Origin of the sequence: Actinomadura rayongensis, from assembly GCF_009831215.1 — a bacterium.
Classification (GTDB): Bacteria; Actinomycetota; Actinomycetes; order Streptosporangiales; family Streptosporangiaceae; genus Spirillospora; species Spirillospora rayongensis.
Genome location: NZ_WUTW01000002.1, coordinates 1,573,286 through 1,596,565, shown reverse-complemented (window position 1 = coordinate 1,596,565; position 23,280 = coordinate 1,573,286). Strand labels below are relative to the sequence as shown.

At 64.7% G+C, this 23,280-nt stretch carries 20 protein-coding genes; 8 read left to right on the top strand and 12 right to left on the bottom strand.

Annotated elements, in window-relative coordinates; genetic code table 11:
• Positions 1–3: 3 nt before the first annotated feature.
• Both GQ466_RS16285 and fxlM read left to right on the top strand, forming a co-directional pair.
• On the top strand, positions 4–828 hold the full coding sequence (locus GQ466_RS16285; RefSeq protein ID WP_337193492.1) for a thiopeptide-type bacteriocin biosynthesis protein: 825 nt from the start codon (positions 4–6) through the stop codon (positions 826–828).
• Between the two features lie 23 nt (positions 829–851).
• The gene (fxlM, locus tag GQ466_RS16280) at positions 852–2,048 is read left to right on the top strand and encodes a methyltransferase, FxLD system (protein ID WP_202420462.1); all 1,197 of its coding nucleotides are present in this window, start codon (positions 852–854) and stop codon (positions 2,046–2,048) included.
• Positions 2,049–2,248: 200 nt separating this feature from the next.
• Here fxlM and GQ466_RS16275 read toward each other — a convergent pair whose 3' ends face one another.
• Positions 2,249–3,235, bottom strand: coding sequence for a PIN domain-containing protein (locus GQ466_RS16275; protein ID WP_161103662.1), 987 nt, complete (start codon positions 3,233–3,235; stop codon positions 2,249–2,251).
• Between the two features lie 238 nt (positions 3,236–3,473).
• Between GQ466_RS16275 and GQ466_RS16270 the strand changes: the two genes are divergently transcribed.
• A complete protein-coding gene (locus GQ466_RS16270) occupies positions 3,474–4,742 on the top strand; it encodes a hypothetical protein (RefSeq protein ID WP_161103661.1) in 1,269 nt (422 codons plus the stop codon).
• A gap of 197 nt (positions 4,743–4,939) precedes the next feature.
• On the opposite strand, the gene GQ466_RS16265 is transcribed toward GQ466_RS16270, so the two are convergent.
• Positions 4,940–5,872 carry a hypothetical protein gene (locus GQ466_RS16265; RefSeq protein ID WP_202420461.1) on the bottom strand — a complete coding sequence of 311 codons (933 nt, stop codon included), beginning with the start codon at positions 5,870–5,872 and terminating at the stop codon, positions 4,940–4,942.
• A gap of 462 nt (positions 5,873–6,334) precedes the next feature.
• On the opposite strand from GQ466_RS16265, the gene GQ466_RS16260 reads away from it, so the two are divergent.
• Positions 6,335–7,609, top strand: a complete 1,275-nt coding sequence (locus GQ466_RS16260; RefSeq protein ID WP_161103659.1) for a hypothetical protein — start codon at positions 6,335–6,337, stop codon at positions 7,607–7,609.
• 695 nt (positions 7,610–8,304) lie between these two features.
• On the opposite strand, the gene GQ466_RS16255 is transcribed toward GQ466_RS16260, so the two are convergent.
• The 5 genes from GQ466_RS16255 to GQ466_RS16235 all read right to left on the bottom strand — a co-directional run bounded on the left by GQ466_RS16255 (position 8,305) and on the right by GQ466_RS16235 (position 12,970).
• Positions 8,305–8,763: a transposase family protein gene (locus GQ466_RS16255; RefSeq protein ID WP_161103658.1), complete on the bottom strand. Its 459-nt coding sequence runs from the start codon at positions 8,761–8,763 to the stop codon at positions 8,305–8,307.
• 334 nt (positions 8,764–9,097) lie between these two features.
• Positions 9,098–10,567, bottom strand: a complete 1,470-nt coding sequence (locus GQ466_RS16250; protein ID WP_161103657.1) for an SAVED domain-containing protein — start codon at positions 10,565–10,567, stop codon at positions 9,098–9,100.
• On the bottom strand, positions 10,564–11,454 hold the full coding sequence (locus GQ466_RS16245; protein ID WP_202420460.1) for an AAA family ATPase: 891 nt from the start codon (positions 11,452–11,454) through the stop codon (positions 10,564–10,566). Before GQ466_RS16245 ends, GQ466_RS16250 begins: the two co-directional genes overlap by 4 nt.
• 14 nt (positions 11,455–11,468) lie before the next feature.
• Positions 11,469–11,978: an HORMA-1 domain-containing protein gene (locus GQ466_RS16240; RefSeq protein ID WP_161103655.1), complete on the bottom strand. Its 510-nt coding sequence runs from the start codon at positions 11,976–11,978 to the stop codon at positions 11,469–11,471.
• 2 nt (positions 11,979–11,980) lie between these two features.
• Positions 11,981–12,970 (bottom strand): CBASS oligonucleotide cyclase, encoded by a 990-nt coding sequence (locus GQ466_RS16235; protein WP_202420459.1) that lies wholly within the window; start codon positions 12,968–12,970, stop codon positions 11,981–11,983.
• 261 nt (positions 12,971–13,231) lie between these two features.
• Between GQ466_RS16235 and GQ466_RS16230 the strand changes: the two genes are divergently transcribed.
• A complete protein-coding gene (locus GQ466_RS16230) occupies positions 13,232–14,347 on the top strand; it encodes an ImmA/IrrE family metallo-endopeptidase (RefSeq protein ID WP_161103654.1) in 1,116 nt (371 codons plus the stop codon).
• 443 nt (positions 14,348–14,790) lie between these two features.
• Here the strand turns inward: GQ466_RS16230 and GQ466_RS16225 are convergent, their stop codons facing one another.
• Positions 14,791–16,911 (bottom strand): hypothetical protein, encoded by a 2,121-nt coding sequence (locus GQ466_RS16225; protein ID WP_161103653.1) that lies wholly within the window; start codon positions 16,909–16,911, stop codon positions 14,791–14,793.
• Complete coding sequence (locus tag GQ466_RS16220; RefSeq protein ID WP_161103652.1) at positions 16,908–17,948, bottom strand: AfsR/SARP family transcriptional regulator; 1,041 nt, start codon at positions 17,946–17,948, stop codon at positions 16,908–16,910. Before GQ466_RS16220 ends, GQ466_RS16225 begins: the two co-directional genes overlap by 4 nt.
• Before the next feature lie 176 nt (positions 17,949–18,124).
• On the opposite strand from GQ466_RS16220, the gene GQ466_RS16215 reads away from it, so the two are divergent.
• Complete coding sequence (locus tag GQ466_RS16215; RefSeq protein WP_161103651.1) at positions 18,125–18,406, top strand: DUF397 domain-containing protein; 282 nt, start codon at positions 18,125–18,127, stop codon at positions 18,404–18,406.
• A 38-nt stretch (positions 18,407–18,444) separates the two neighbouring features.
• On the opposite strand, the gene GQ466_RS16210 is transcribed toward GQ466_RS16215, so the two are convergent.
• Both GQ466_RS16210 and GQ466_RS16205 read right to left on the bottom strand, forming a co-directional pair.
• On the bottom strand, positions 18,445–19,347 hold the full coding sequence (locus GQ466_RS16210) for a helix-turn-helix domain-containing protein (protein ID WP_337193491.1): 903 nt from the start codon (positions 19,345–19,347) through the stop codon (positions 18,445–18,447).
• 735 nt (positions 19,348–20,082) lie between these two features.
• Complete coding sequence (locus GQ466_RS16205; RefSeq protein WP_161103650.1) at positions 20,083–20,787, bottom strand: flavodoxin family protein; 705 nt, start codon at positions 20,785–20,787, stop codon at positions 20,083–20,085.
• 591 nt (positions 20,788–21,378) lie between these two features.
• Between GQ466_RS16205 and GQ466_RS16200 the strand changes: the two genes are divergently transcribed.
• Both GQ466_RS16200 and GQ466_RS16195 read left to right on the top strand, forming a co-directional pair.
• Positions 21,379–22,182 carry a hypothetical protein gene (locus GQ466_RS16200; RefSeq protein ID WP_161103649.1) on the top strand — a complete coding sequence of 268 codons (804 nt, stop codon included), beginning with the start codon at positions 21,379–21,381 and terminating at the stop codon, positions 22,180–22,182.
• A 70-nt stretch (positions 22,183–22,252) separates the two neighbouring features.
• Positions 22,253–22,435 carry a hypothetical protein gene (locus GQ466_RS16195; protein WP_161103648.1) on the top strand — a complete coding sequence of 61 codons (183 nt, stop codon included), beginning with the start codon at positions 22,253–22,255 and terminating at the stop codon, positions 22,433–22,435.
• Between the two features lie 226 nt (positions 22,436–22,661).
• Here the strand turns inward: GQ466_RS16195 and GQ466_RS16190 are convergent, their stop codons facing one another.
• The gene (locus tag GQ466_RS16190) at positions 22,662–23,273 is read right to left on the bottom strand and encodes an HAD-IA family hydrolase (RefSeq protein ID WP_161103647.1); all 612 of its coding nucleotides are present in this window, start codon (positions 23,271–23,273) and stop codon (positions 22,662–22,664) included.
• Between the last annotated feature and the right edge of the window lie 7 nt (positions 23,274–23,280).

Genomic DNA, 23,280 nt, shown 5'->3' with positions numbered 1-23,280 from the left:
ATCGTGGACGACCGCTGGACGCAGGTGAACATCGCCTATCCCGGCCGCAGCACGCGCGAACGCGAACGCCACGCCGTCGCCCACCTCGACCAGATTCTCCCCAGCGCCGAGGCCGCCGGGCTCATCACGGCGTGGTGGTTCATCCGCAAAGGCCGCTGGCGCATCCGATACCGCCTCGCCGACCAGACCCGCGAACAGAACGCCGACCCGCTGCACCCGCTGCTCATCCACGGCGTCACCTGGACCCGCGACATCTACGAGCCCGAGATCCACGCCTTCGGCGGCTCCGCCAGCATGCGCGCCGCGCACACCCTGTTCCACCATGACAGCGCGCACCTGCTCACCTACCTCGCCACCAACCCCGCCGACCGACGCGAAAGATCGCTGGTGCTATGCACCGCCCTCATGCGCGCGGCAGGGCTGGACTGGGCCGAGCAAGGCGACGTGTGGGCGCGTATTGCCGAACAACGTGCGGGACTACGCACCGAACCGCGCGACCCGCAAGCGCACCCGGGATCGTGGGCAGCATTCACCTGCGGCGTGCAGCACCTTCTGCGCGGCGCCGCACGCCCCGACCGCATCGGCACCGAATGGCTCGCCGCCTTCGAGAACGCAGGCCGAGCGCTTCGCACGCTTCGCGAAGACGGCGACCTCACCCGAGGAGTGCGCGCGGTGATCACCCAGCACGTGATCTTCCACTGGAACAGAATCGGGCTCCGCGCGACCGCGCAGGCCACCCTCGCGCAGGCGGCGAAGGAAGCCGTCTTTGGTAGCCCGCCTCGCCAGCGAATGAACGCGGGAAGTCACCGACCTGCGAACCCATCGTGACACCCCGACCTAGGATGCGAGCGATGGACACCGCCATTCCCGAAGTCCTGCACGCCCGGCTGGTCGACGGCCTCGTCAGCGGCGGTCACGTCCGCGCACCCGCCGTCGAGACGGCCATGCGGACGGTGCCCCGCCACCTCTTCCTGCCGCAGACACCGGTCGAGGACGCCTACGCCGACCGGATCGTGGTCACCAAGCGGTTCGCCGACGGCACCTCGCTCAGCTCCGCCAGCCAGCCCAGCGTCGTCGCAGCGATGCTCGAACAAGCCGCCGTGCAACCCGGCGAACGCGTGCTGGAGATCGGCGCGGGCACCGGGTACAACGCCGCGCTCCTGCGGGAGCTGGTCGGCGACGGCGGCCGGGTCGCCACCATCGACATCGACCCCGACGTGACCCGCGAAGCCCACGAGAACCTGACGGCCGCCGGATACGACGACGTCCACGTGGCGACGGGCGACGGCGCGGACGGCGTTCCCACCGACGCCCCCTACGACCTGATCATCGTCACCAGCGGCGCGTGGGACATCCCCGCCGGCTGGTGGGCGCAACTCGCCGAACACGGCCGGATCGTCGTCCCCCTGCGCTGGCGCGGCCTCACCCGCTCCCTCGCCCTCGACTACCACGGCGGGATCATCCCCCAGCTCACGAGCCGGTCGATGCTGCTGTGCGGCTTCATCTCGATGCGAGGCGACAGCGACGGCGAACGCATCATCGACATCGCCGACGACGTCGCGCTGCACGTGGACCAAGACCTGCCACTCGACGCCGACACGCTGCGCGGGGTCCTGGACCGGCCGCGCACCGAGTCCTGGGCCGACGCGATCATCGGCGGCGACGTGCCCTTCGACGGGATCTGGCTGCGGCTGTCCATAGCCGACCCCGGAACCTGCCGGATCAAGGCGCAGCGTTCGGCCGTTGACGCAGAGCGGGCGACGCCCGCGATCCCCGGCCTCAGCCCCGCCGTCGCCGAGGGTGACTCGCTCGCCTACCTGGCTTCACGCCGCGCCGAAGACGGGACTGGCTGGCAGATGGGCGCGATCGGCCACGGTCCCCGCGGGGCCGAGCTCGCCGGCCGCCTCGTCCGGCAGATCGACCTCTGGCACGAGGACCGCGCGGCTCAGCCGTCGGTCGCCCTCTTCCCCGCCGGAACACCCGACGACCAACGCACCGGCGACGTCGTCATCAACAAGCGCGACAGCCGCATGACCTTCACCTGGTGAGCGACCGCGACGGCGCGCTCCTGTCTCACGCGGACTGCTCGTAGCGGAACCGCGCTGGTTGCTGCCGCAGTTCGTCCCCCACCGCAGCTCGTACGCGTGGCGGCATGGGTACATCGAATCACCGCAATGCAGTCGCCGAACCGGTTCATCCCGCCGAAAGCGCGCTCGTTAGATGAATTCGCGGACCTGATGGGCTGGCTTTACTTGCCGTCGCAACCCGCACCGTCGGCCGGTGGGCCGGTCGAGGCGGTACGGCGTGCGGGGTGGTGGGCTCCGCGGGGCGGTTTGGCCGGCTTAGGGGTCGCGTCGGGCAGGTCGAGTAGGACCGTGGTCAGGCCAGCGAGTTCGGCGCGCGACGCCATGCCGACATCTCCGGTGAGCAGAGTGACTTCTCGACCCGCTAGGGCCTGGAACGCGACCGCTCGCGCGATGATCTCGTCGTCGGCGCGGGGCAGCCGGACATGGCCCGCAGGGTCGGGCCACAAATCCAGCGTGAGCGCACCGTTCCGCACAGTCCCCGGCGACGACACTTGGCCGCGCTCACGGACCGTGCCGCGCGGCAGCAGCCCAGCCATCTGCTTGATCGTCTCTCGGGCGTTGGTCTTGGCCGCGCCCTGACCGCGGTCCTTGAGCCGGTCCAACTCGTCCAGAACGGGCAAGGGAAGCACTAGGTGGACGTCCTGCCCGGGTACCGCGTGAGCGTCGGCGCCGACGTCCCAGTCCTTCAACCGGTCTCGATGGTGGCAGAACACGTTCGCGTCGGCCACCACCAACCGCCCAGCCCGGTCAGCGCGCTCCAGCAGGGCGCTCCACTGCTCCAAGGTTTTAACGGCCTGCTGGAGGTGGTGGACATGCTCCTCGATCTCCAGGGTGAGCATCTCCCGGATCGGTCCGCTGCCCGGCTGATCCACTGGCAGCAGCCCCGCCGCAGACTCAACGAACTTGACCGGGATCTGCATTGAGAGCAGCGCGTTGTACCGGTCGGTGAGCACAAGCCGCTGTATGTCGGCCTCACTGATCTGCCAGCGCAACTGCGTGCGCGCGGCGTTGACCCACCTGTGATACTCCCGGTGCAACGCGTACGGACCGTGCTGGCTGCTCGCCAGGTTCTGCGCTTCGGTAACGAGCCGATTCATCACTTGCAGGACATGACTACGGTCCCCACCGGGTCCCAGCGTGATCAGCATGACCCCACAGTGCATCAGCGCACTCCCCGCAGACCACCGCTTTCCTCCCACCCCTGCCTTCGTCCCGCTCGTCCCTGCATCCAGCGCGTACGGCAGCCCCAGACGATCCGCGACGAGGTCAGATTTCCCCACCGAGCTCCGCATCTGATTCGTCTTCGCGGATCCGCTGGGTCAGAGCCGGTGAGGTCGCTCGTGGTGATGGCCGGAGACTGTCGGTGCCGGACGGCACTATGGAGGGGTGTATGTCACCCTGTTCGCTAGCCGGAACGGCTATCTCGACCACAGCCTCCAGGCGACTGTCGAGGATATCGAGCAGCGTCTTCGGAAGTGGAAAGCCGACGCGCTGCTGAACGCCTCCGAGCACGATGTCATCGAAACCCTCATCGGCCTTGGCACCGTCGCCTGCCCGGTACTGCTCCGCGAGGAGATCTACACCCTCGAAATGACCGAAGAGGAGCGGCAGTACGTCGAGTTCGGGGACCGCATCACCCGCCGGGTCACGGTCATGACGTTCGTCGTCCCCTACGAGGGCGAGGAGTACGTCTTCCGCGTCCGTCCAACGGCCACCACTCTCAACCCGCCCCGAGTCGCCGAGCTCAACTCCCGCGACCTTCGTATCGTCTTGGACATCGGCGCGATGGAAACCGAGCAGCTTCGCCGCCAGTTCCACGAGCAGCTTGACAGCATCGACATGTACCTCGCCTGGGCTCGCACCGACATCGACCGGCACAACCAGCGGATCCGCAGCCTCGTGCCCCAGCTCGTCGCTCAGCGCAAAGCCGAACTCCTCGCCCAACGCAATCTTCAAGCCGAGCTCGGCTTCCCGATCCGGCGCCGCGCCGACGCCGGCACCTACAGCGTCCCCGTGAAACGCCGTGAGATCCGCCCCACGGAGCACTCGGGGTCGCGGGCCGGAAGCAAGCCGTTCACTCCCGAGCCGGCGATGGCCGACGCCGACTACGAAGCGGCCTTGCAAGCGCTGGGCCATCAGCGCAACGCGCTGGAGCGCAGTCCGGCCGTTGCAGTCGGCATGGACGAGGAGGCGATCCGCAACCTCCTCCTGGTCAACCTCAACGCCCAATTCGAGGGCGCGGCAACCGGAGAGACGTTCAACGCCTCCGGCAAGACCGACATCCTCGTCCGCGTCCAGGACCGGAACATCTTCATCGGCGAATGCAAGTTCTGGAACGGCCCCCAGTCGGCCTCCGACGCCCTCGACCAGCTCCTGGGCTACCTCACCTGGCGGGACACCAAAGCCGCGCTGCTCCTGTTCATCAAGAACAAAGATGTCAGCGCAGCCGTGAAATCCGCCGCAGTGACCATAGACGCCCACCCCAACACCAAACGGCGCGGACACCAGAACACCGATGAACGAATCGACTTCGTCCTGCACGCCAACGGTGACTCGAACCGAGAGATCCGCCTCGCGCTCCTGCCGTTCGCCCTGCCCGCCGACGCCACCAGCCGCTTCAAAAGAAAAACCCAGAGCCAAGACGCCGACAACTAAAAGGCCACCGCGCAGAAGGGCGCCCGACAAACACGTACGGTCTGGCATGACCAACTCGACTCGCGACTGGCGACACGGGCCCCATCCGCCATAGCAGAGGCAGCGTTTGTATTAATGCTTAGGCTAGGGATATGGTCCGTTCATTGAAAATCTATGTTCACTGCCTCAGCTTCGACGTTATCGGAATCGGCTAGAACTCACTCCCCACCGTCGGACTTGTGCTCGCCCGTACGGCGGATCCGCCCATGAGCGCCAAGGAAGTCGATCATCACTTTCACCGCCGCGCCGACGTCCCATTGACTTGGTGCCCTACCGCGGTGCGCCGCGTCGTTTCGAAGGCGGTTCAGCCATCGCAGCCGGTCGACGGAAACGGCGAGCTGAAGTCCGGAGTGCTCGGCAATCGAGATGTAGTCGCCGAGCGCCGTCCGTTCGCCGATGCGCCCCTGCTGTTTTGCCGGCAATTGGTCAGTGACAGTACGAACGTACTGACCGAGGGCGATCTCAAGTGCGGTAGCGGCATCGATGATCGCGCGCCTGTTGGCGTGGCGTCTTTGCGCCGCTCGTGCATCACGGCTCAGAACTTCTTCTAGAGGTGGCTGCTTGCCATCGCGGACGAACCCAAGAATATCGGCCCATTCCCGAGCGCGAAGTGGGTGGACACGAGGCGTAGTAAGCCTGAAGCCTATAGCGCGATCGTCCGATGGCTCAATAAACACGAGCCCAGTGCCGACCAACTCGGCGTCATAGACACGGTGATTTGGATCAAGATCCTGGCCGGTCACGACCTCAACCCAGGTACGCACTTCATCGAACCAGCTATTGACGTACTCGGCGAGCTGATTGTCCGGGGTGAACCACGACCTGTGATCATAGGTTGGGCCATCGACGTCTATCATTGCCACGCGATGTAGCGCGGTCGCCGGTTTGAGTGACTCCGGAATGTGGGCGTCATATTCCTGCGCCCACACAACTTGGTCGCCGGCCAGTTCCGTGCGCAACGAGATCCCGGGCACGTCAGGAGGGCCGCCGAGCGGTGGCTGGTCAGTGGGCAGCACAACGTTGAATTTGAGCTCACCGTAACCAGTGGAGTACTTGGCATCCAGTGCGTCGCGCATCACCCAGATGTGCATCGGCAACTCGAAGACCGCGCTTACATCCATGTCGCCCCGATCTGCTGCAACACATCGCCCCCGAACCACTGCTTGCAACGCACCACAAGGACTCTAGGCGGACGGACGAACCTTTGGCCACTCAGTTTGCGCGGCTGAGAGTTCTTCGCCGGGCAGATCTGTCGGATCAGCGTCGGCCTGTGCTGAGCCGGAAGCGCAGCCCGGCACGTGACCCAACGACCATTACTGGCTGCGCCGGCCAGCATCCGGCGGTGGGTGTTGGTAACGGAGGCGCATCCGAGCAGTCTCGCCGAAGTTCCAGCTTGTGATCGCATTGGGACGGCGAAGATCAAGCAGGGCGGCCCCCACGTCGCCCCGGCGTGCCATGTAGAGCGGCGTCATCTCTGCGCATGGGGGTCACCGCCGATGCGGAGGTTGTTGTCGGCCCTATGCTGAGTGCCCCAGCGCTTCCGGGAGGCACGCGTGTACGCCCTTGAGGATCTTCGGAACAAGGTCCGCACCCCGCGGTCGCGGAAGTACGTTGACGAGGCCGTCCGTGCCTACAACGCAGCTGCCTACCGGTCAGCGATCATGGCGACGTGGATCGCTGTGGCCGCGGACCTCATCGACAAGATTCGAACCCTGGCTGTGGCCGGTGAGAGTGCTGCGAAGGCGCTGCAAAACACCCTTGAGACTGCGATTCAGCGGAACGACATCGCGGGGCTTCAGCGTTTCGAGCGCGAGCTCCTCGACGTGGCCAAGGATCGGCTGCACCTCTTGGGTGAACGCGAGCATACGGAGCTTGAGCGCCTGTACCGAGATCGGCACCTCTGTGCGCACCCTGCCTTTTCCAACGAGGACGACGGCCTGTTCTCTCCGACTCCGGAGCTCGTACGCGCACACATGACTGCGGCAGTGGACGGCCTGCTTTCGCAGGGACCGGTCGTGGGGCGGAAGGCAATCGAACGCTTCAAGCGGGAGATCACAGCAGATTCGTTCCCATCTCGCGATGAGGCGCTGCGGGAGTACCTCCTGTCGAGCTATCTCCAACCGGGGACACAGCCCCTCAGGGCGAACCTGATCAAAGTCGTGTTCAAGATGGCGATCCAGGTTGAGCTAGACCCACCGGTCCGGTGGAGAGCTGTCCGAACCGCTCAAGCACTCCAAGTACTTGTTCCACGTGAATGGGAAGAGCACGCGCATGATCTCATTGACAGGCTTCAGGATGACTGGGGTGACGATGTTCTCCTTTGTGTGGTAACCGGCCTCTGCCATGTTCCGGGAGTTTGGGAGGAGCTTCGGCCTGGTCCCCGCAATAAACTTGAACAGCTCTTTTGCGGAGAGCTACCGCTGGAGGTGATCGTCCATCTCGCGGATCCACTACCTCCAGCACCGTTGGACAAGCTCATGGCAAGGCACTTGGACGATTTGATCGCGAAAGGATTCGTGGCTGAAATCGCAATATCCGGCGACCCCGATCCTCGGCTTGTGGCACCTTTGATCGAAATCCTCCGCAAGGTCACCAGCTACCAGCACGGGGCTGACGTACTGGAGTGGATAGCCGCCTTGGCGCAAGTGATCACGCCGGACCAGTTGCGAGAGATCATTCAGATCAGCATGGATAATTCGCAGATCCGCGATGCCTTCATCGGCCGAAGGGCTCTTCGGACGTTGCGGTCGGCCACCGAGGAACGAGGGCAGGTCTTCGCCGATGCGTGGCAGGTGTGGGAAGCAGGTACCCAACCGACCGAAACGTGAGCCAGCTTCGGGCACCCGGCCGCAAACCGTGTGCGAGCGGGCAAGCGTGGAAAGCTTCGCTGCCACGGCATGGTCGAGATAGTGCGTCTCTGCGCCCGTTGCGGCGTCTGCTACTCTCAGTCACTGCCGCCCCGACCACGGGAGCGGGTGGAGAGATCGTGTGCCCCGCGGGTCGGAGCCGAAGAATCGCCCGGGGATCTCCGTCTCAGTTTCCGTCTCATTCGTGGTCGTTCGGAGCCGTTCGCGAACGTTCAACGAATCACGTTTCCGCACGTCAGGGACTAGGGCGGACGTCGGCGAACCATGATCCTCAGAATTGGAAAGCGTGTTGGGTGCAAGCCCTCACGAGTTCGAATCTCGTATCCTCCGCCGCTCTGACCTGCACAGAGTCACAGCCGGTACCGATTTCGGTACCGGCTGTTTTCATGTACCGGTTGCAGTTGTGGTTGCATTTCAACCCCATCAAGCGGATGACCAGGCGCACGCCGCCCAGATCAGCATCGACCAACCCACTCGATCACGACGGCTTCTACCGCTCTGAACAGCGGAAACAGGCGATCGACGAATGTTGCCAGAGCACCGCCCGGTAGCAGAGCGCACGCCCAGGAAGCGTGCGTCCCGAGCCATCTCGGCCATCGTCCGAACGTCAAGCCGATCTCCCATCGGCGAGTCCCTGAAACGGAGGCAACATGTAGCTATCCTTCGCGCGAGGGCAACTCACGGCGAGGGTGGGCAGTCCATCGGCCGCGGCTTTGTAGAGGGCGACGAGCAGGTGGGTGCGGGCGGCGGTGAGGTCGTGGACGGAGCCCTGGTTCGACGTCGGACACCCACAGGGGCAGGCTGTTGGGGGCGGACAGGGCCTGGACGCTGCCGGCGGGGTGGTGGGTTTTGCCGGAGTACCACAGGTCGATCGGCTCGCCCTTGACGCTGAGGGTCTGCTCGGCGTTCCGGTCGGCGGACAGCAGGGTCCCGTCCATGATCAGGTGGGTGTGGCCGTCGGCTCGCGCCCGGTCAAGGGCGTCGTGTAGATCTGGTGCCTGATCTGCGAGGATGTCGACGCCTTCGTCCACGTAGCGGTAGGCGGTGGCTCGTGAGATGCGATGATCGCGGCCGAGTCCGGGGATGTCTCTGTCGCCGCGGAACCAGCGCAGCACCAGGACAGCCTGCCAGAACGGGTCAAGTGCCCGGCTGTCCTTGGGAGTGCCGCGCGGTCGCCGTTCGGCCAGCAGAAGGCGGGCAACATGGCAAACGAGGTCACGAGAGACGTCGAGCGTGGCACGATGGGCAATCGCGTGGAGCCTTCAGGAAGACGCGAAGAGTAGCTGTGGCGGCCTCTTCCGACCGGGGTTCCACGTCTTGCTTCAGGCCTTCGACAGCCCAGCCCGGAACACCGGCCTTCTGCTCCAGAAATCCCAGCTGACCGAACTATCCCGCTGAGATCACCTCAGTGGAGCAAATCGCGTGGGGAAACGCTTCGAATTCGAACCTCTAATTGGGAATGTAGAAGGCAGGTTCGTAGCCTTCGGCCGCAAGATCTTCGTAAGTCTGGGTTGTGGGGACGCGGTCCCAGACTCCTCCGAGGAGTACAGCGAATCCGGCAGGTGTGGCGAGGAAGAGGTGTAGGACCGGCGGTCTGACAGTGCGCGCGATTTCCCGAGCGAGGTCGCGGATGGCGAGTGCTAGGCCGTAGGCGTGGTTCAGACCCGAGATGCTCGCGTTCGACGTCCCCGAAGCTGGCCGGACTGTCACCAAAGGAATATCACGGCCGGTTGAAGCGAGATACCGTTGGACGTCCGCAGTCAGGTCGGTAGCGATCGCGATGGCCAGGGCGACGTCCTGACCGGCCAGCAGTTCACCGGGCGGGCGGGAAAGCGAGATCGGCGCGGGGTCCACGGGGTGGGTCGGCCGGACCCAGAGTTCTCCGTCTTTGATCTTGGCGATGGTGAATCCCGCGGTCTCCTGGAACACGACACCTGCGGTGAACCAGGTGGGCAGGCGCATGGTCCCGGTGACGAGAACGCGTCGGGATCGGATACCTCGCAGCGCGCGTTGTGCATCGACGAGTTGTGGCCGGAGGACGGTTTCCCACTCTTGCGGGTTGTGCAGGCCCCGGCGGTTGCGGGCTTCGCTGCCGCGGAAGCGGTCCACCCAGTTGAGGCTGATCGCAGCGTCGGGATGTGCGACGTACTCGTCGAGCGAGTTGATCGCGAGGATGGTGAAAGGGTCCGCCGCATGGAGGCCGAGGCGGTCGACCGCTGCGCCGATGTCCTCGGCTCTCCGCTCGACCCGGTTCGTTTTCACCCATTCTCGGACCTCGGCGATGCCGAGTCGGTAAGCGGTGTCGTCGGCGCGGACTCCGGCGGCGTAGCTGATCTCGGCGATGTGGTCTCGCCAGACGGCTTCGGAGGCGTCGGTGCGCAGCCGCAGGTCGGCGAGGAAGTCGAAGAGTTCGTCACCGGTACAGCCCAAGTGCGCAATGAGACGGTCGCGCCCTGCAAGGGCGGGCGTCGACGTCGCGTATCTGAGCCGTTCGCTGAGCCGGTCATTGCGATCCCGCAGGGTCAAGACCGGATCGGCGGGATCGATGGAGCGGGTGGTGACCAAGGTCAGCTGGGGGCGCTCTTCGTTCCGGGACAGTTCGGTCCGGGCCTGGTGGAATCTCTGCAGGATGCTCGATCGCCCCGACCGGGTGGGTTCGCACAGCCAGTCGAGTGTCGCAGGCCGTTCTGCGGATACCGCCGCCTTCACCTGGTTGTACTCGTTCGGGCCACGGGTCTTGGCGATCACTACGTCATCGACGTTGCCGGCATTGATGGCCTCCACGGTGACGCCGCTGACCCCGGCGTGCGGTACCAGGGTGCGCAGCCCGGCATGCCAGGCGACGGCATACTGCACATCGTCCCCGGTGATGCGGGCGCCGCTCGCGCTCGGGAGGTTCTCGTTGAGCGTGGGCTTCATGGCTGTGCCGTGAACGGCGGCGTCGGCGGGCAGATGAGGATCTGCTCGGCGATGAGCTCGGCGGTGATGGGACGGGTGGGGTACGCGGCCAGGCAGGTCGCCGCAAGGACCCGGTCGACCAGGTCAGAGTAGGTGTGGCCGTAGCCGCGGTCCCCTGGCCCGGTCAGGTCCACCAGATGCTTCACGTCCGAGGGGCTGAGCGGGACTCCTTCGAAGAGGTCCGTGAGGATGGCGGTGCGCTGGTTCTCGTCGGGTCGGCTGAAGTCGAACTCCGCGGCGGCCCGGCGGCGGATCGCAGGGTCGAGGGCTCCGATCCGGTTGGTGCACATGATCACCAGCACGCCGGACGCCTCCGTGGCGACCTGGCTGATGCCGCGGATCAACGCGTTCACCCCGGCCCGGTCCTCATGGTGCATCTGACTGGCCTCGCGCGACTGGGCCAGAGCGTCGGCCTGGTCGATGACGAGGATTGTAGGTCGCTTCGATCCGGCGGCCCGGGCGTCGTGAAGGATGACGTCGAACGCCGTCCCGATCAGCCGGGTCATCTCACCGACAGCACCGGTACCGCGGGCGCGGAGGCTCAGCCGCTTCACCCGCACGTCGATGCGGTGCCGACGGGCGATGGCGTCGGCGAAGGTCTCCGCCAACGTGGTCTTTCCGGTGCCCACGTCGCCAGCAAAAATGATCAGCGGCGGGCGGTGAGCCAGCCGGGCCACCGCGGGCAGCACCGTCTGATGGGTGCGGAGGCTCCACTCCTCCAGCAGGTCCGGCTGGAGGATCAGCTCGGCTTCCTTCGCCAGGCGGGTCTTGATGTGGTCGAGCCCGACCAGCCGGGCATAGCGCTGCTGGGCGAACGGATCGGGAAGGTCGAGGTCGTCGTCGAACAAGTCCTGGTTAGTCGTCATAGCGGTCTGTACGTGCTCCTGGTGAATCCCGATCCGTTGGCCGAGTAAGTACGGTCGGAGGTGTGGTAGCCGCCCATATAACCGGGGGCGGCGGCGTTGACGCGCGAGAAGGGCAGGCCTTTGATGAAGTCGTCTCGGTCGGCACCGGTCAGCTGCGACCACTTCGAGCTGTAGAACAGATAGCTCGTGAAGACGGCCCCGGCGGTGTCGGCATGGCGGTAGATCCCGCCGGCTCGATCGTCGGCGACCAAGGTCCCGTCGACGCTGGCGTACTCCAGGGTGAGAATCCAGTTCCCGCTGCGCTTGAACCCGTAGATGACCTTGTTAACGTAGCCGCCGTAGGACAACAGCGCCGCCTCCAGGGCGTAGTCCTCGATCTCGGTGGCAGAGGGCTTGCCGTAGTAGCGCTGGACCTGCCGCAGGTCGGTGGCGATCTTCGAGGCGACATACTTGGCCGAGGCCAGGCTGTAGGTCTGCGACTCGGTGCGTGTGTAGGACGTGGTCATCGCTAGCCTCGGAACCTGCTGCCGAGCACGACCTGCCAGCACTTCACCGCTTGGTCCTTCGTCGTGGCGAAGCTCGCCTCGGTGATCGCGTCCAGGGCCGCTTCCGCCGCGTCAACGATTCGGATGCGATCCCGGGCCTCGTAGAGGCGGGCGGTGTTGTTCTCCGGGTTGATCGGATCGAAGATCTCGATCTCCCCGATGCGCTCCGTCGGCAGAGCCGAGGCCGGGTAGTAGGTGTCGAACGCGATCCGCTCGCGCAGATCGGTCCGCACGATGTAGTCGAAGAACCCCTCCAGCGCGGCAACGTAGTCGGTGAAGTCGACGCGTCCGGTGTCCAGCAGATGCGCGCAGATCAGCTCGATCATGAACGACTTGAACCGGAACTTGTCCCCCGAACTGCTGCTCATGTCCTGTTCGCGCACCCACCACTTCACCAGGCGCACCACCTGAGCCCAGTCTTCAGGACAGGCGTTCTTCCGGGCCTGAACGAAGTCCAGGTGCACACGGACGCTGGTGAGCAACCAGTCCGTCCGGTCGACAGCGTCCTTGGCGACCAGGTAGCCCCGGTCATCGGGGTCGCCTTCGTAGAGCACCGGCACGACGTCGACATGGGTGCCGCTGGTCTTGAAGAAGACGTTGACGCAGTGCGTGCCCGGCGTGATCTGCGACGGGTCGAGCAACCCCCGGTACGCCTCACGAAGGCATTCGGCGATCCACTCGACGAGTTCGGCCTCCTCTGCCGGGGCGTCGTCGCGCTTGACGTAGATTGCCACATCGAAGTCGTTGAAGGTGAGGAGGGCGGTCCCCTTGGCCACGGACCCCGCGTGGAGCATCTTGACCAGCGAGAACCCGGGGTTCCCCGCAATGTGTGACTTCAGTCGATCGCGAAGCGTGTTCACCTGCTTGCGCTTCTCGGTCGCCGTGTCCCGCGGCAGGTTGACCGCGCGCTTCGCGAAGTCCTTCAGGTCGACATGCGTGATCTTCAGTTCCACATCCATTCCCCCTGTCATCGGCACACCAGGATCGCCCCCAACGACCCCGCCACCTCAGATTTGAACATCATCTTCTCTGACTTCGGTAGAGTACACCCACAGCGAGCCCGCAAGACCAACCCACTTCATGGGCAAACATTCTGTACAGATCTATCAATTTGACTCACCAGTAACCAAGGCATGCCTAAGATGTGAGCGGACTGAACAAGCAAGATCGAGCCGTCCGCCTGCCAGCGGACCGGACCCGCCCGGAGACGAGACGTGGACGACCCGTACCTGGACCCCCGCAACGTCGCGGCCCTGTTCGACCGCACCAGACTGCGGCTGGCACGGGAGCTTCGAGGGCTCACCCAGGTGCAACTAGCCCGGGAGGCCGGCTCCGTCACCGCGGCGTCGATCAGCCAGTTCGAGAACGGGCACACCAAGCCCGCCGCCTCGACCTTGCGCCGACTCTCAGTGGCCCTGCGCGTACCGCTACCCTTCTTCGCCGCCCCTTCCCGTCCTCCGGCCCAAGAGCAGATCAATGGATTCTTCCGAAGCCTCCGATCCACTTCCCCTCGGGATCGCCAGCAAGCACTGGCATTTGTCCATCTCGCGCGCGAACTCACCCTTGAACTCGAGAAATACGTCACACTACCGGATGTCAATCTGCCGCGCATTCCCATCGATGAATCGAACCCACTTCTTTCACAAGACATCGAGCAGGCCGCCGCGCAGGTGCGAAGCCACTGGAACGTTCCCCGGGGTCCGATCCCAGATGTAGTGAGACTCCTCGAAATAAACGGAGTCATAGTCGTTCGGTTTCGCGTCAGTATCGAAAAGGTCGATGCCTTCTGCGTTGACTTTCCGGACAGACCTGTCGTCGCTCTCGGTGCCGATAAGGGGCTGCGCGACCGCTCACGTTTCGACGCAGCTCATGAACTAGGCCATCTAATCCTGCACGGTGTCCATGGCCAGATCGGTGACAAGCTCACCGAAAACCAGGCCCATGAGTTCGCCGCCGCATTCCTCATGCCAGCAGACGAAATCAAACACGAGCTTCCAGATCGGCTCGATTGGCCATCATTTCTCCATCTGAAGGCAAAATGGCACGTCTCATTGGCCGCCCTCCTGGTCAGAGCGAGAACTCTCGGAGTCATGAGCGAGCACACCTACGCACAGGGATGGAAGGCTCTTTCCGTACGAGGATGGAGAAAGGTGGAACCGGGCCCACTGGGAAACCCCGAGGTTCCAGTCCTCCTTCATCGAGCGCTGAACCTCATGGAGAAAACGGGATTCTCATTCCAGGAGTTCATTGGCCGATCCGGGCTTCCCGAATCAGATATCAGGACTCTGCTCGACCGAGACATCGTGGAACGACCACGTGTGGAGTTCTGAGGTTGGACCTGAAAACCTTCATCGTGAACCCATTGTCCCCCAGATGAGTGTTCAAGCACCGGAAGACTGAGCGGCCCCAGGGCTTTCGCCACCCGTGAACTCGCATCCCCGCCCCGCCTGACCAGGCGAAACGCAAGCCTCGGCCCCTGCTGGGAACCGGGGCCTCGTCGTGTCTGGTTGCAGTTAAGCTCCTGAGGCCCAGCTAGGTGCTGTTACCGGGCCTTCTCCCTTCTTTTATGGCCCGCCACTAGCTGGACGGCCATCGTAATGACCGGGTCATCGGCGACGAAACACTATCCTGACGATAAGTAGTTGCCTAAATACTTATCGTCATATTCGTTGAGTGTCGGAATTTCTGAGTCCTCCGGAAGGGGACACCCGTGATCAAAGCTGTTCCGTTGACCGGCCCGGCCCCGGATTCCACCCGGCCCTGCTTGCCGGGTCTAAAGGATGATCTGTTCGGCGCGCATCTGCGCGTGCCGTACCCAGTCGCTGCCCTCGGCCGCCACCTGTTCGAGGATGCGCAGCGCGCTGCTCACTCCTGAGTCGTCGAGTGCCAGTCGTCGCAGGTAGGTCACATCGTCTCCGACCGTCTCGTCTACCTCGGCCAGTTGCTCCACCGTCACGGTGAACCGCTCTCTGTTGACCAGCATGAGCCGGAATAACTGGAGCATCACCGGTTCCACGTTCGTGTTCGACGTCGACTTCGGCCGCGGTGTTTCGTTCCCCTCCGTGTCCGGATACCCGTCTGATTTCTCATTTGCCTCCGTGTCAAATACAGAGGCCGGTGGTCGGCGTTTCCGTTGACTCGGTGGGAGTACTGCCCGTCTGTCCTCGTCGAAGCAGATCCCGATCTCGATGATGCTCGCTGAGGCGACCGAGTCGTACCGGAACGCCGTACGCTCCTGGTTGCTCAGCGTCCCGCTGGCAAAGTCCAGATGCACGGCGATTTGCCTTACTCCGGAGTTGGTCAGCAAGTAGATCCACATTCTGTACGACGAGTACCGCCAAGGGCCGCGGCGAACCCGCGATCGGCTGGCGCCAGGGGCCGGCTCGGTGAGAACCGCTTCGGCGATGACGTCTTCACTCTCCATGCCGTATTGCTTCAATACGAGGGTACGGAAGTAGTGCTTGTCGTCGTCCAGCCAGCGGGCCATCTCGGTGTCGTCAGGCCGGTCAGCCAATTCCTGCAGCCGTTTTGCGTAAAGTTCCTTTTCGACGAGTAGCCGCTGGGCCGCCATGGCTCGCTCGCGGCTCCGGTGCAGCAACCGGATGAGGAAGACGTCGCCATGACTCGCGGGAAGCATCAGACCGGCACAGAACGTCAGGCCGATCGGGCCCGCTGCCAGCGTCGGTTCGGCGAGGAGGATTCGGATCACAGTGCCGAGTGCGATGGCTGCGAGGGCGATGGCCGCGCAGTCGAACCGTGTAGCTTCTCTCGGCCGCGTGTTGAGCTTCCCGTCACGGAAGAGTTTCCAGGCGTCTTGGGCGTGTCTCTTGATCAGATAATCGACACCGCCGGGCGGAACTTTGGGGCTGCCGTAGACGCTTGCGTACTCCCGGGTCAGGGCCGCTTGGACGGCCCGTGTCGCCGCGCTCCACCCCTTCGTACTCTCTCCGTCGGAGGCGTTCCTGCGGACGCGCTCGAAGACTCGCTTCACAGCGGCTCTCATCTTGTCACTCGTCTTGGCCGCCGGGTCCTCCTGCCACGGGGAGAAGCGGACCGGGAAGCGGACCGGGGCGAGCCAGCCGAGCAGCGCCACGCACACCAGAGCCGATACCGCCAGCACAGGACCCGTGCCGCCATGCCGGAGAGAGAGGCTCTCCCCCCAGAGCGCTCCGGTCGCACCCATCAGGATGGCGACGCTGGCAACCACCGCTTGGGCCGGGTGGAGCGTCGGGCGGGGTGACAAGGTGCTCTGCGGCGGGTAGGGCACCGGCTCGAAGAACTTCGGGACTCGTCTCTTACGCTCGTTCCCAAGCCTCTGGCCGCGTATCCGTTCTGCACGGATGTGCTCGAGCTGCCGCCGAAGTCCTGTGGTGAACAGGGTGTCGAGGTGGCGGCGGATCTCCTCGCGACGTTCTTCCGGTAGGTCTTCGAACGATGCCAGCACCTGGTCCATTCTCGCTGTGCCCGCTGCGTCGCCCTGCGGGTCCTGAAGCAGCACGATCAGGTCTTTGATCACCTTCGCCGCGGTGAGCCAGTGGTCGTTGCTCTGCTCGACCTGTTTCCAGGCGCTCCGGAACCGGTAGCGGCCCTCCTCGTCCAAGTCGGCCAGCGCCTTGCCGCTCAGGATCGCGAGCATCCAGTAATAGGCGGCCTCGCCCTGGCAGTACCGCTCGGCGATCACTGACATCAGGAGTTCTTGGGCTTGGCTCGGAAGCAGGGCTGCGAGGTAGTTCTTGGCGACCCGCAGCCTCTGATCGGGAGGATCGTCGGGACCGGCTACATAGATGGTGACTTCATCGTTGAAGACACCCTGCGCCCCGACGGTCCCTTCAGCGTTGGAGAACGTTGCCTCCGTGTCCTTCTCGTCCTTGGGAGCGGGCTTCTGTTCCTTCATGATGCCTGGCCGCTTGTGTCGTCCTTAGGCTGCTCAACCTGCTGCGTCTGCTCGGGCTCGCGCTTCTGGGGAAGACCTCCGAGGTTGATGGTGACCTCCTGGTTGAATTCCTTAGCCTGTGCGCCGATGTACGAGTGCTCGTTGTGGAAGAAAGAGCGTTCCTTCTGGTCGCTCACGGTCGTCGTCTCCTTCGTCTGTCCTGTGATGGCGGTGAGAGGGTGGGCGCTCGCTGTAGTTGAGGTACTGAGCCGCGTGAGGGCGACGCCTCGGGGACCGGCCAGCTCAGGGTCGTGATCTTGGATGCGGCGAGCCAGTTCCGCGAGTGGCTGGCTGACAGGACGCCCCAATGAGCGCGTCCAGTGCTCTTCTGCTCTGCGGAAGACCCAGAGCGGGAGGTCGGGCCCACCCGTGCAGTAGGCGGTAACCATCCAGATCGCGACGAATTTTTCGTCGAGCATCGCGTCGGCGTCGTCGTCCAGCATGCGGCACTCTTCGGCCACCTGTTCGTGCCCACCGTTCTGTGCGATGCGCTCCATGCGGAAGAGGCTGGCGCTGCGGTGCTCCATTCGCAGCTTTTCGCGGTTGCTGTCCGCCCAGGTCCCAGAGATACCCGCGAGAGGCCGGCCGTACAGACCGTGGCCCCCGGTCCACTCATCCAGGGCATCGCCGATCATCTGTATCGCTGCGTCGTCGGCCAGCGTCTTGGCCTTAGCAACTTTCGCGCGGAAGCGATGCACGTCGGCTTGCTCTGGGCACATCACGAGCTTGTATGCGTCCCCTGTGCCGGGCACCGGGTCGGGTACCTCGGGAGCGGCTGCTCGGAGATGTTGCCGGAGTTCGCTGGCGATCCGCGTGAGCCGAGCATCACGACCGATCGGATCGGGGTCGTTCCACACGATTTCGATCAGCCGCTGACGTGACACCGGCTGCCCGTTCTCCAGGACGAGAACGGCGAGCAGGTGCTGGCACTGCTGCGGAAGCTGTATGTTCCGCTCGTTCGACAGGACGGCCACGGGGCCGAGGACTTGGTATTCCATTACTGCCTCCTCGCACGTCGAGTGCGCACGCGAAGCGGATCGATAGCGAATCGACCGGACGAAAAACGGACCGAAAGCGGATCGGGATCGGATTAACAGCGGATTCGTAGCGGATGTTCGCCCGGGAATCTGATGTCAGCGCAGAAAGCGCGAAGCCTCAGAGAAGGGATAATGTAATGCGAGAGGCCAGTGAGATGCCGGAGTTCAATTTCCGGTGCAACGGCGGCGGCTGCGTTATCGTCGAGCGGATCGCAGGGGCCGTCGTCATCAGGGACTCCAAGAACCCGTACCAGCCCGGGCTCGTGTTTAGCCGGAAGGAGTATGCGGACTTCCGTCGGCGGGTGCGGAAGGGCAGGGGCGCGTGGCTGCGCGAGTTCGCCGTCCAGTCCGTCCAGTTCATCCTCCAGTCCGCTCAGCTCGCCGTGCGGTTTGCGCTGACGCGGATCGGCTCCGCCTGACCAGTTGAGGGCGTGGTGGTCGGCCGACCCCCACGCCCTCATGGCGGGTGCGGGCATTGTTGCCACGCTCGCACCTCGGTGGTGAGTTCATTGAGAAAAAGACGGGCGCCCTCGCCGTATTGGGCCACCTCGCTCAGCAGGCGCCATTCACGCTTGTAGCGTGCGACGCTCTCCGGATCGTTGACAGTGAGGTTCGCATGCACAGTCTCGACCATTGCGATGGTCTCACCACAATCGGCCCAATAATCTTCGTAAAGATCGAAAAGAACGAAACCATGTGGCACATACGTGACTGCCTCGGCGGCGTGCGGAAGCAACCCGATCAGCACATTGTCGAGCGTCGCCAGCGAAGCGATTCGGTCGAGTTGCGCCTGCAGTAGACGGGGCGGCCCGGGGCGCCAGCGTAGTGCCGCCTCCGTGATCAGGAACTCGAAGTGGTGGTCGTGATCGAAGAGAGCAAGCTGCCGGTCCAGCCGTCCGGCTACGGCCGCCGACAGGTTGGCATCATCATCGTCCGGCGCGAAGAACGAGAAGACACGGCGAGCGTATTCGGCGGTTTGCAGCAGTCCCGGCACGACCGTGTTCTCGTAGACCATGATTCGGTGAGATCGGGCCTCCACCTCCTGCACGTCGCCTTGCACGTGCGGGCGATCTCGCAGTGTCCGCGACCAGCGCTGCACCTCCGTGAAAGCAGCCTCCGTGAGCGCTTCCAGCAGCGTCACCGTATCGGCTGGCGCATTAACGGCAGCCGACCACGCCGCCACCTCAGGCGCGGTGGGCAGAGTGCGGCCCGACTCGATGCGCGACACCTTCGACTGACTGATGCCGACCCGCATGGCCAACTCCCGCCCGGACACCCCGGCCATGTCGCGGAGCCGCCGCAACTCGACGGCGAGCCGCCGTCGGCTCACCGACGGTTCCGCGTGGTCAGAGTCGGCCACCGAGATCCTTCCTCGCGACTCGTTGTGAATCAGTTTGCATCATACAGGGTCGCAGCACACTCGGTCATGAGCAGGACGTTGAAAGTTGCAGTCGTCAATCACTTCGGGCCACCGGTCAAGTTGGCGATGGCCCTGGTGGCAGTGGAGGTGGCGCCAGCCGGCATTGGCGCCCACATCAGCATCTACGGCCCACCGGCTGGTCACGGTCTTAGCCCGGCCTCAGCGGTTGCAGTTGTGGTTGCATTCGCATGTGTTCGGGGGCGTTCAGGAGCGTCCAGCTGAATACCAAAGTCCCAGGTCAGCTGGGTTACGACCACCGGCGAACACCAAGACGCAGACTTGGAAAGCGTGTTGGGTGCAAGCCCTCACGAGTTCGAATCTCGTATCCTCCGCACCGCCTGACCAGGCAGAACACCGAGGCCGGTACCCCACGGGTACCGGCCTCGCGTACGTCCTGGTCTGGATCGGAAGCCGGCGTGCGTGGATTGAGCAAGCGGGCCGCTCCTTCATGAACGAGTCCAACGCGACCGAGGCTGCGATCGCGACGGCGATGACGGGTACGACCTGTCCGTCGGCCGACCAGATGCTCCAGGACCTGGTGCCCGGCGGGATGTGACGCTGCCGCGTTACCCACTTTGAAGCCTTGTGGACGCCGGTTGGGGGCCGGTGTCGATCAAAGGGGGACGGCACCGGTCGGCTTACCGTCGGGGTGGCCCCCAGGCCGGACTGTGGAGATCAGCGGTGGTCCGGGTTCTCGAAGTCGAACCGGCAGCCGGCGTCCCATTCCGAACGCTGGTTGCCGTGTGCGGGGATGCCGCCCGCGTCCTTGAGGATTCTGGCCAGGTGCATCAGGTTCCACGTCATGAACGTGGTGTTGCGGTTGGTGAAGTCGTTCTGCGGTCCGCCCGAGCCCGGGTCGAGGTAGGAGGGCCCGGGACCGGCCTCGCCGGTCCATCCGGCGTCGGCCTGGGGCGGGATCGAGTAGCCCAAGTGCTGCAGGCTGTAAAGGACGTTCATGGCGCAGTGCTTGACGCCGTCCTCGTTTCCCGTGATCAGGCAGCCGCCGACCCGGCCGTAGTAGGCATACTGGCCCTGCTCGTTGAGGATCGAGGAGTTGCCGTAGAGCCGCTCGATGACCTGCTTCATCACCGAACTGTTGTCGCCCAGCCAGATCGGCCCGCACAGCACCAGGATGTCCGCGGCCATGACCCGCTCCTGCAACTGCGGCCACTCGTCCGACGGCCAGCCGTGCTCGGTCATATCGGGCCACACGCCCGTGGCGATGTCATGGTCCACCGCCCGGATGTGATCCACGCGCACACCCTGTTTCTCCATCAGGTGCGAGCTCAGGTCGATGAGCCCCTGCGAGTTGCTCGGCGCCGGCGAGCGCTTCAGCGTGCAATTGACGAACAGCGCCCGCAAGTCGTCGTATTTCGGCATCAGGCCCTCCGCTGCCAACTCAGCCCCGGCGAGAATGCTCTCGCACGACGGCTCCCAGCGGGAGCCACCACGCACAGTCGATCCGTAATACCCACCCAGAAGCCAGGCGTTACGCGACGTCCATCCCGGCTCGGGCAATATGCCGAAAGTCAGCGAACGACCTTCCACACCATCACCCCGAACACGACGTCCGAGCAATGGGTGCACGATGACGATCGCGCCGCACGCTGTTCGGTCAAGACGACAGCGCTCGGCACAGCAGCGCTTGCCTTGCCTCTTCGACCAGCGACACCACGGCTCCAAGCCGGGAGATTGGGCCTGACCGGGGGGCTGCCCGCGCCAGTCCAAAAGGCTCTTTCAGGTGCAGGTCGCCGTGCCAGGCTTGCCGTGTCTTCGGACGGGACGGAGATCGGACTCTCCGGCACTTCGAGCGAGCTGCCGTCCGTCTGTTCCTTGGCCGACTTCAATGGTAAATTCGGCGGTAGGAGAGGACACCGTTCGGAAGTGCTCGCACTGCCGGGCGCCGCTCGGGAGGTGGGTCGATTGCCCCCTGCTCGTCAGCCTTCCCATTTTCGGACATTTTTCGCGCGTATGCGGAATCGGCTGGCGATGTCGCTGCCGCCCGGCCGTGCGCGACGCGCAAGCGGAATCCACGGTGGCGCGGCCGTCGACAGCTCTGACGGTGCGCCGCCTGGCCCGCCGCGCAGGGTGCCCGGTTATGGGCCGGAACAGAACTGGTTGCGGGTCACGCCGAAATCAGTGGATGTCGTCGTGCGCTCTGCCGGGTTGTCGGCACGGAACCTTTTCAGCGCCACCCTTGTCCCGTTGTTGTTCTTCGCGTGGATAAGCCTCCTTCCCGCTATGCTCGGAGCCATCCTGGCCCTGGGCATCATCTCCGAGACATCGGAGATCATCATGAAGACCACGGCTGGTGCCGCTTTCCTCGTAACGTTCGTGACGCTCTCCCTCATGACCGAATTTTTCAGCGTGTTGCGCGTTTCGTTCGTCCCTGCGACGGACCCGACCACCGTCCGGCTGGTTCGTGGCTGGCGGATCAGCCGGGCGCCGATCGCCACGGTCTCGGCGGTGACGGTGATCGAACACAGGGAACGGGACGTCCCCGACGACCCGAGTTCCGGCATTCCGCTCGGCATCGGCCTCGCCCTGCACCACCCCGACGGCAGCGTTTGGACCAGCACCGGCATCCCCGAGCGACTGCTGGACGGGGTCATCTCCAGGGTTCCCCGTCCCGATTGCCAGGCACTCGCGCGCCAGCTGGCCGACGTCCTCGGACCGGTCGGCATACCCGTCGAGCACGAGTACCAACTGCACGAGCGGCGCTCGTTGCCGTGGAACTCGGGCGGCTCGGCGTCGGCGAACACGGGCGGGTTTTGATCGGGCGTCCCTGGAATCCGGGCCGACAGGGCCAGGCCACGATCCGGTCCTCACCGAACTGACCATGCCGGTGAACGCCGAGCTGCTGGCCGGTGAGAATGCCATCGTTCGATGCTTGGTGCCCTTTGCGCCCGAACAGTGCGGGTCGCTGCTCATGCGCGGCGGCGTCCGGCGGCGCATCGGACGGTCGGTCCTGCTGGGTCTTTGCGTACAGGTCAGGCGTGGCCCGTCGCAGCGGTTGTTCGCGGTGTGATGCGAGCTCGGGCACCCTGGACGTGGGCCCTGAGGCGAGGGGCCGGTCCTGGCGGGCACGAGCCGCGCGTTCGTGTCCAGGAGATTCGGACCCGCCGTTGGAGGTTCTGGGGCGTCTCGCAACTCGTTCGCGCCTGGTGGCGGGACGCCGCGCAGGAACTCCGGCGTTCTGTTCTACGTCCGGGTCGACCTGGAGGCCGGGGCTCGCGGCGCGCGGTGACGCTGGGCTATGCGGTGAGCAGGCCGAGTCGTCGTAGTTCGGCGGCCAAGTCGTCCGCACCGGTGAAGCGGATTGCGGTCAGTCCGGCATCTTGTGCGCCCTCGACGTTCTGCGCGGAATCGTCGATGAAGAGGGTTCGCGCTGGTTCGCGGCCGAGGATGGCGAGCGCCTTGCGGTATGCCGTGACGGCCGGCTTCCGGACTTTGAGCACGCCGGAGAACAGCAGGGCGTCGAACGGCTCCGTGGTTTCTGGCAGGTATATCGGAAGAGCCTCGGACAGCAGCGCGTCGTTGTTGGTGAGGAGGCCCAGCGCAGCCACGGGACGCAGTCGGTGCACCAACGCCAGTACTGCGGTGTCCGGGTCGAAGGCGCTGACCCAGAGGCGTTCCAGCTCGTTGCGGGGAACGGTGAGGTTCAGCTCGGCACGCAGCCGGTTCTCCAGTCCGGCCCGGTCGAGTCGGCCGTCGTCGGCCATGTCGATGATGCCTCCGCCGTACAGCGTCCGTTCAACCTCTGCGGCTGTCCGTCCGCACTTCGCCGCCAGCGCGTGCAGGCGCCGCTCCGGGCGAAAATGGCAGACGACGCCGGCCAGGTCGAAAAGGACCGTATCGATTTCCACGCTCTCA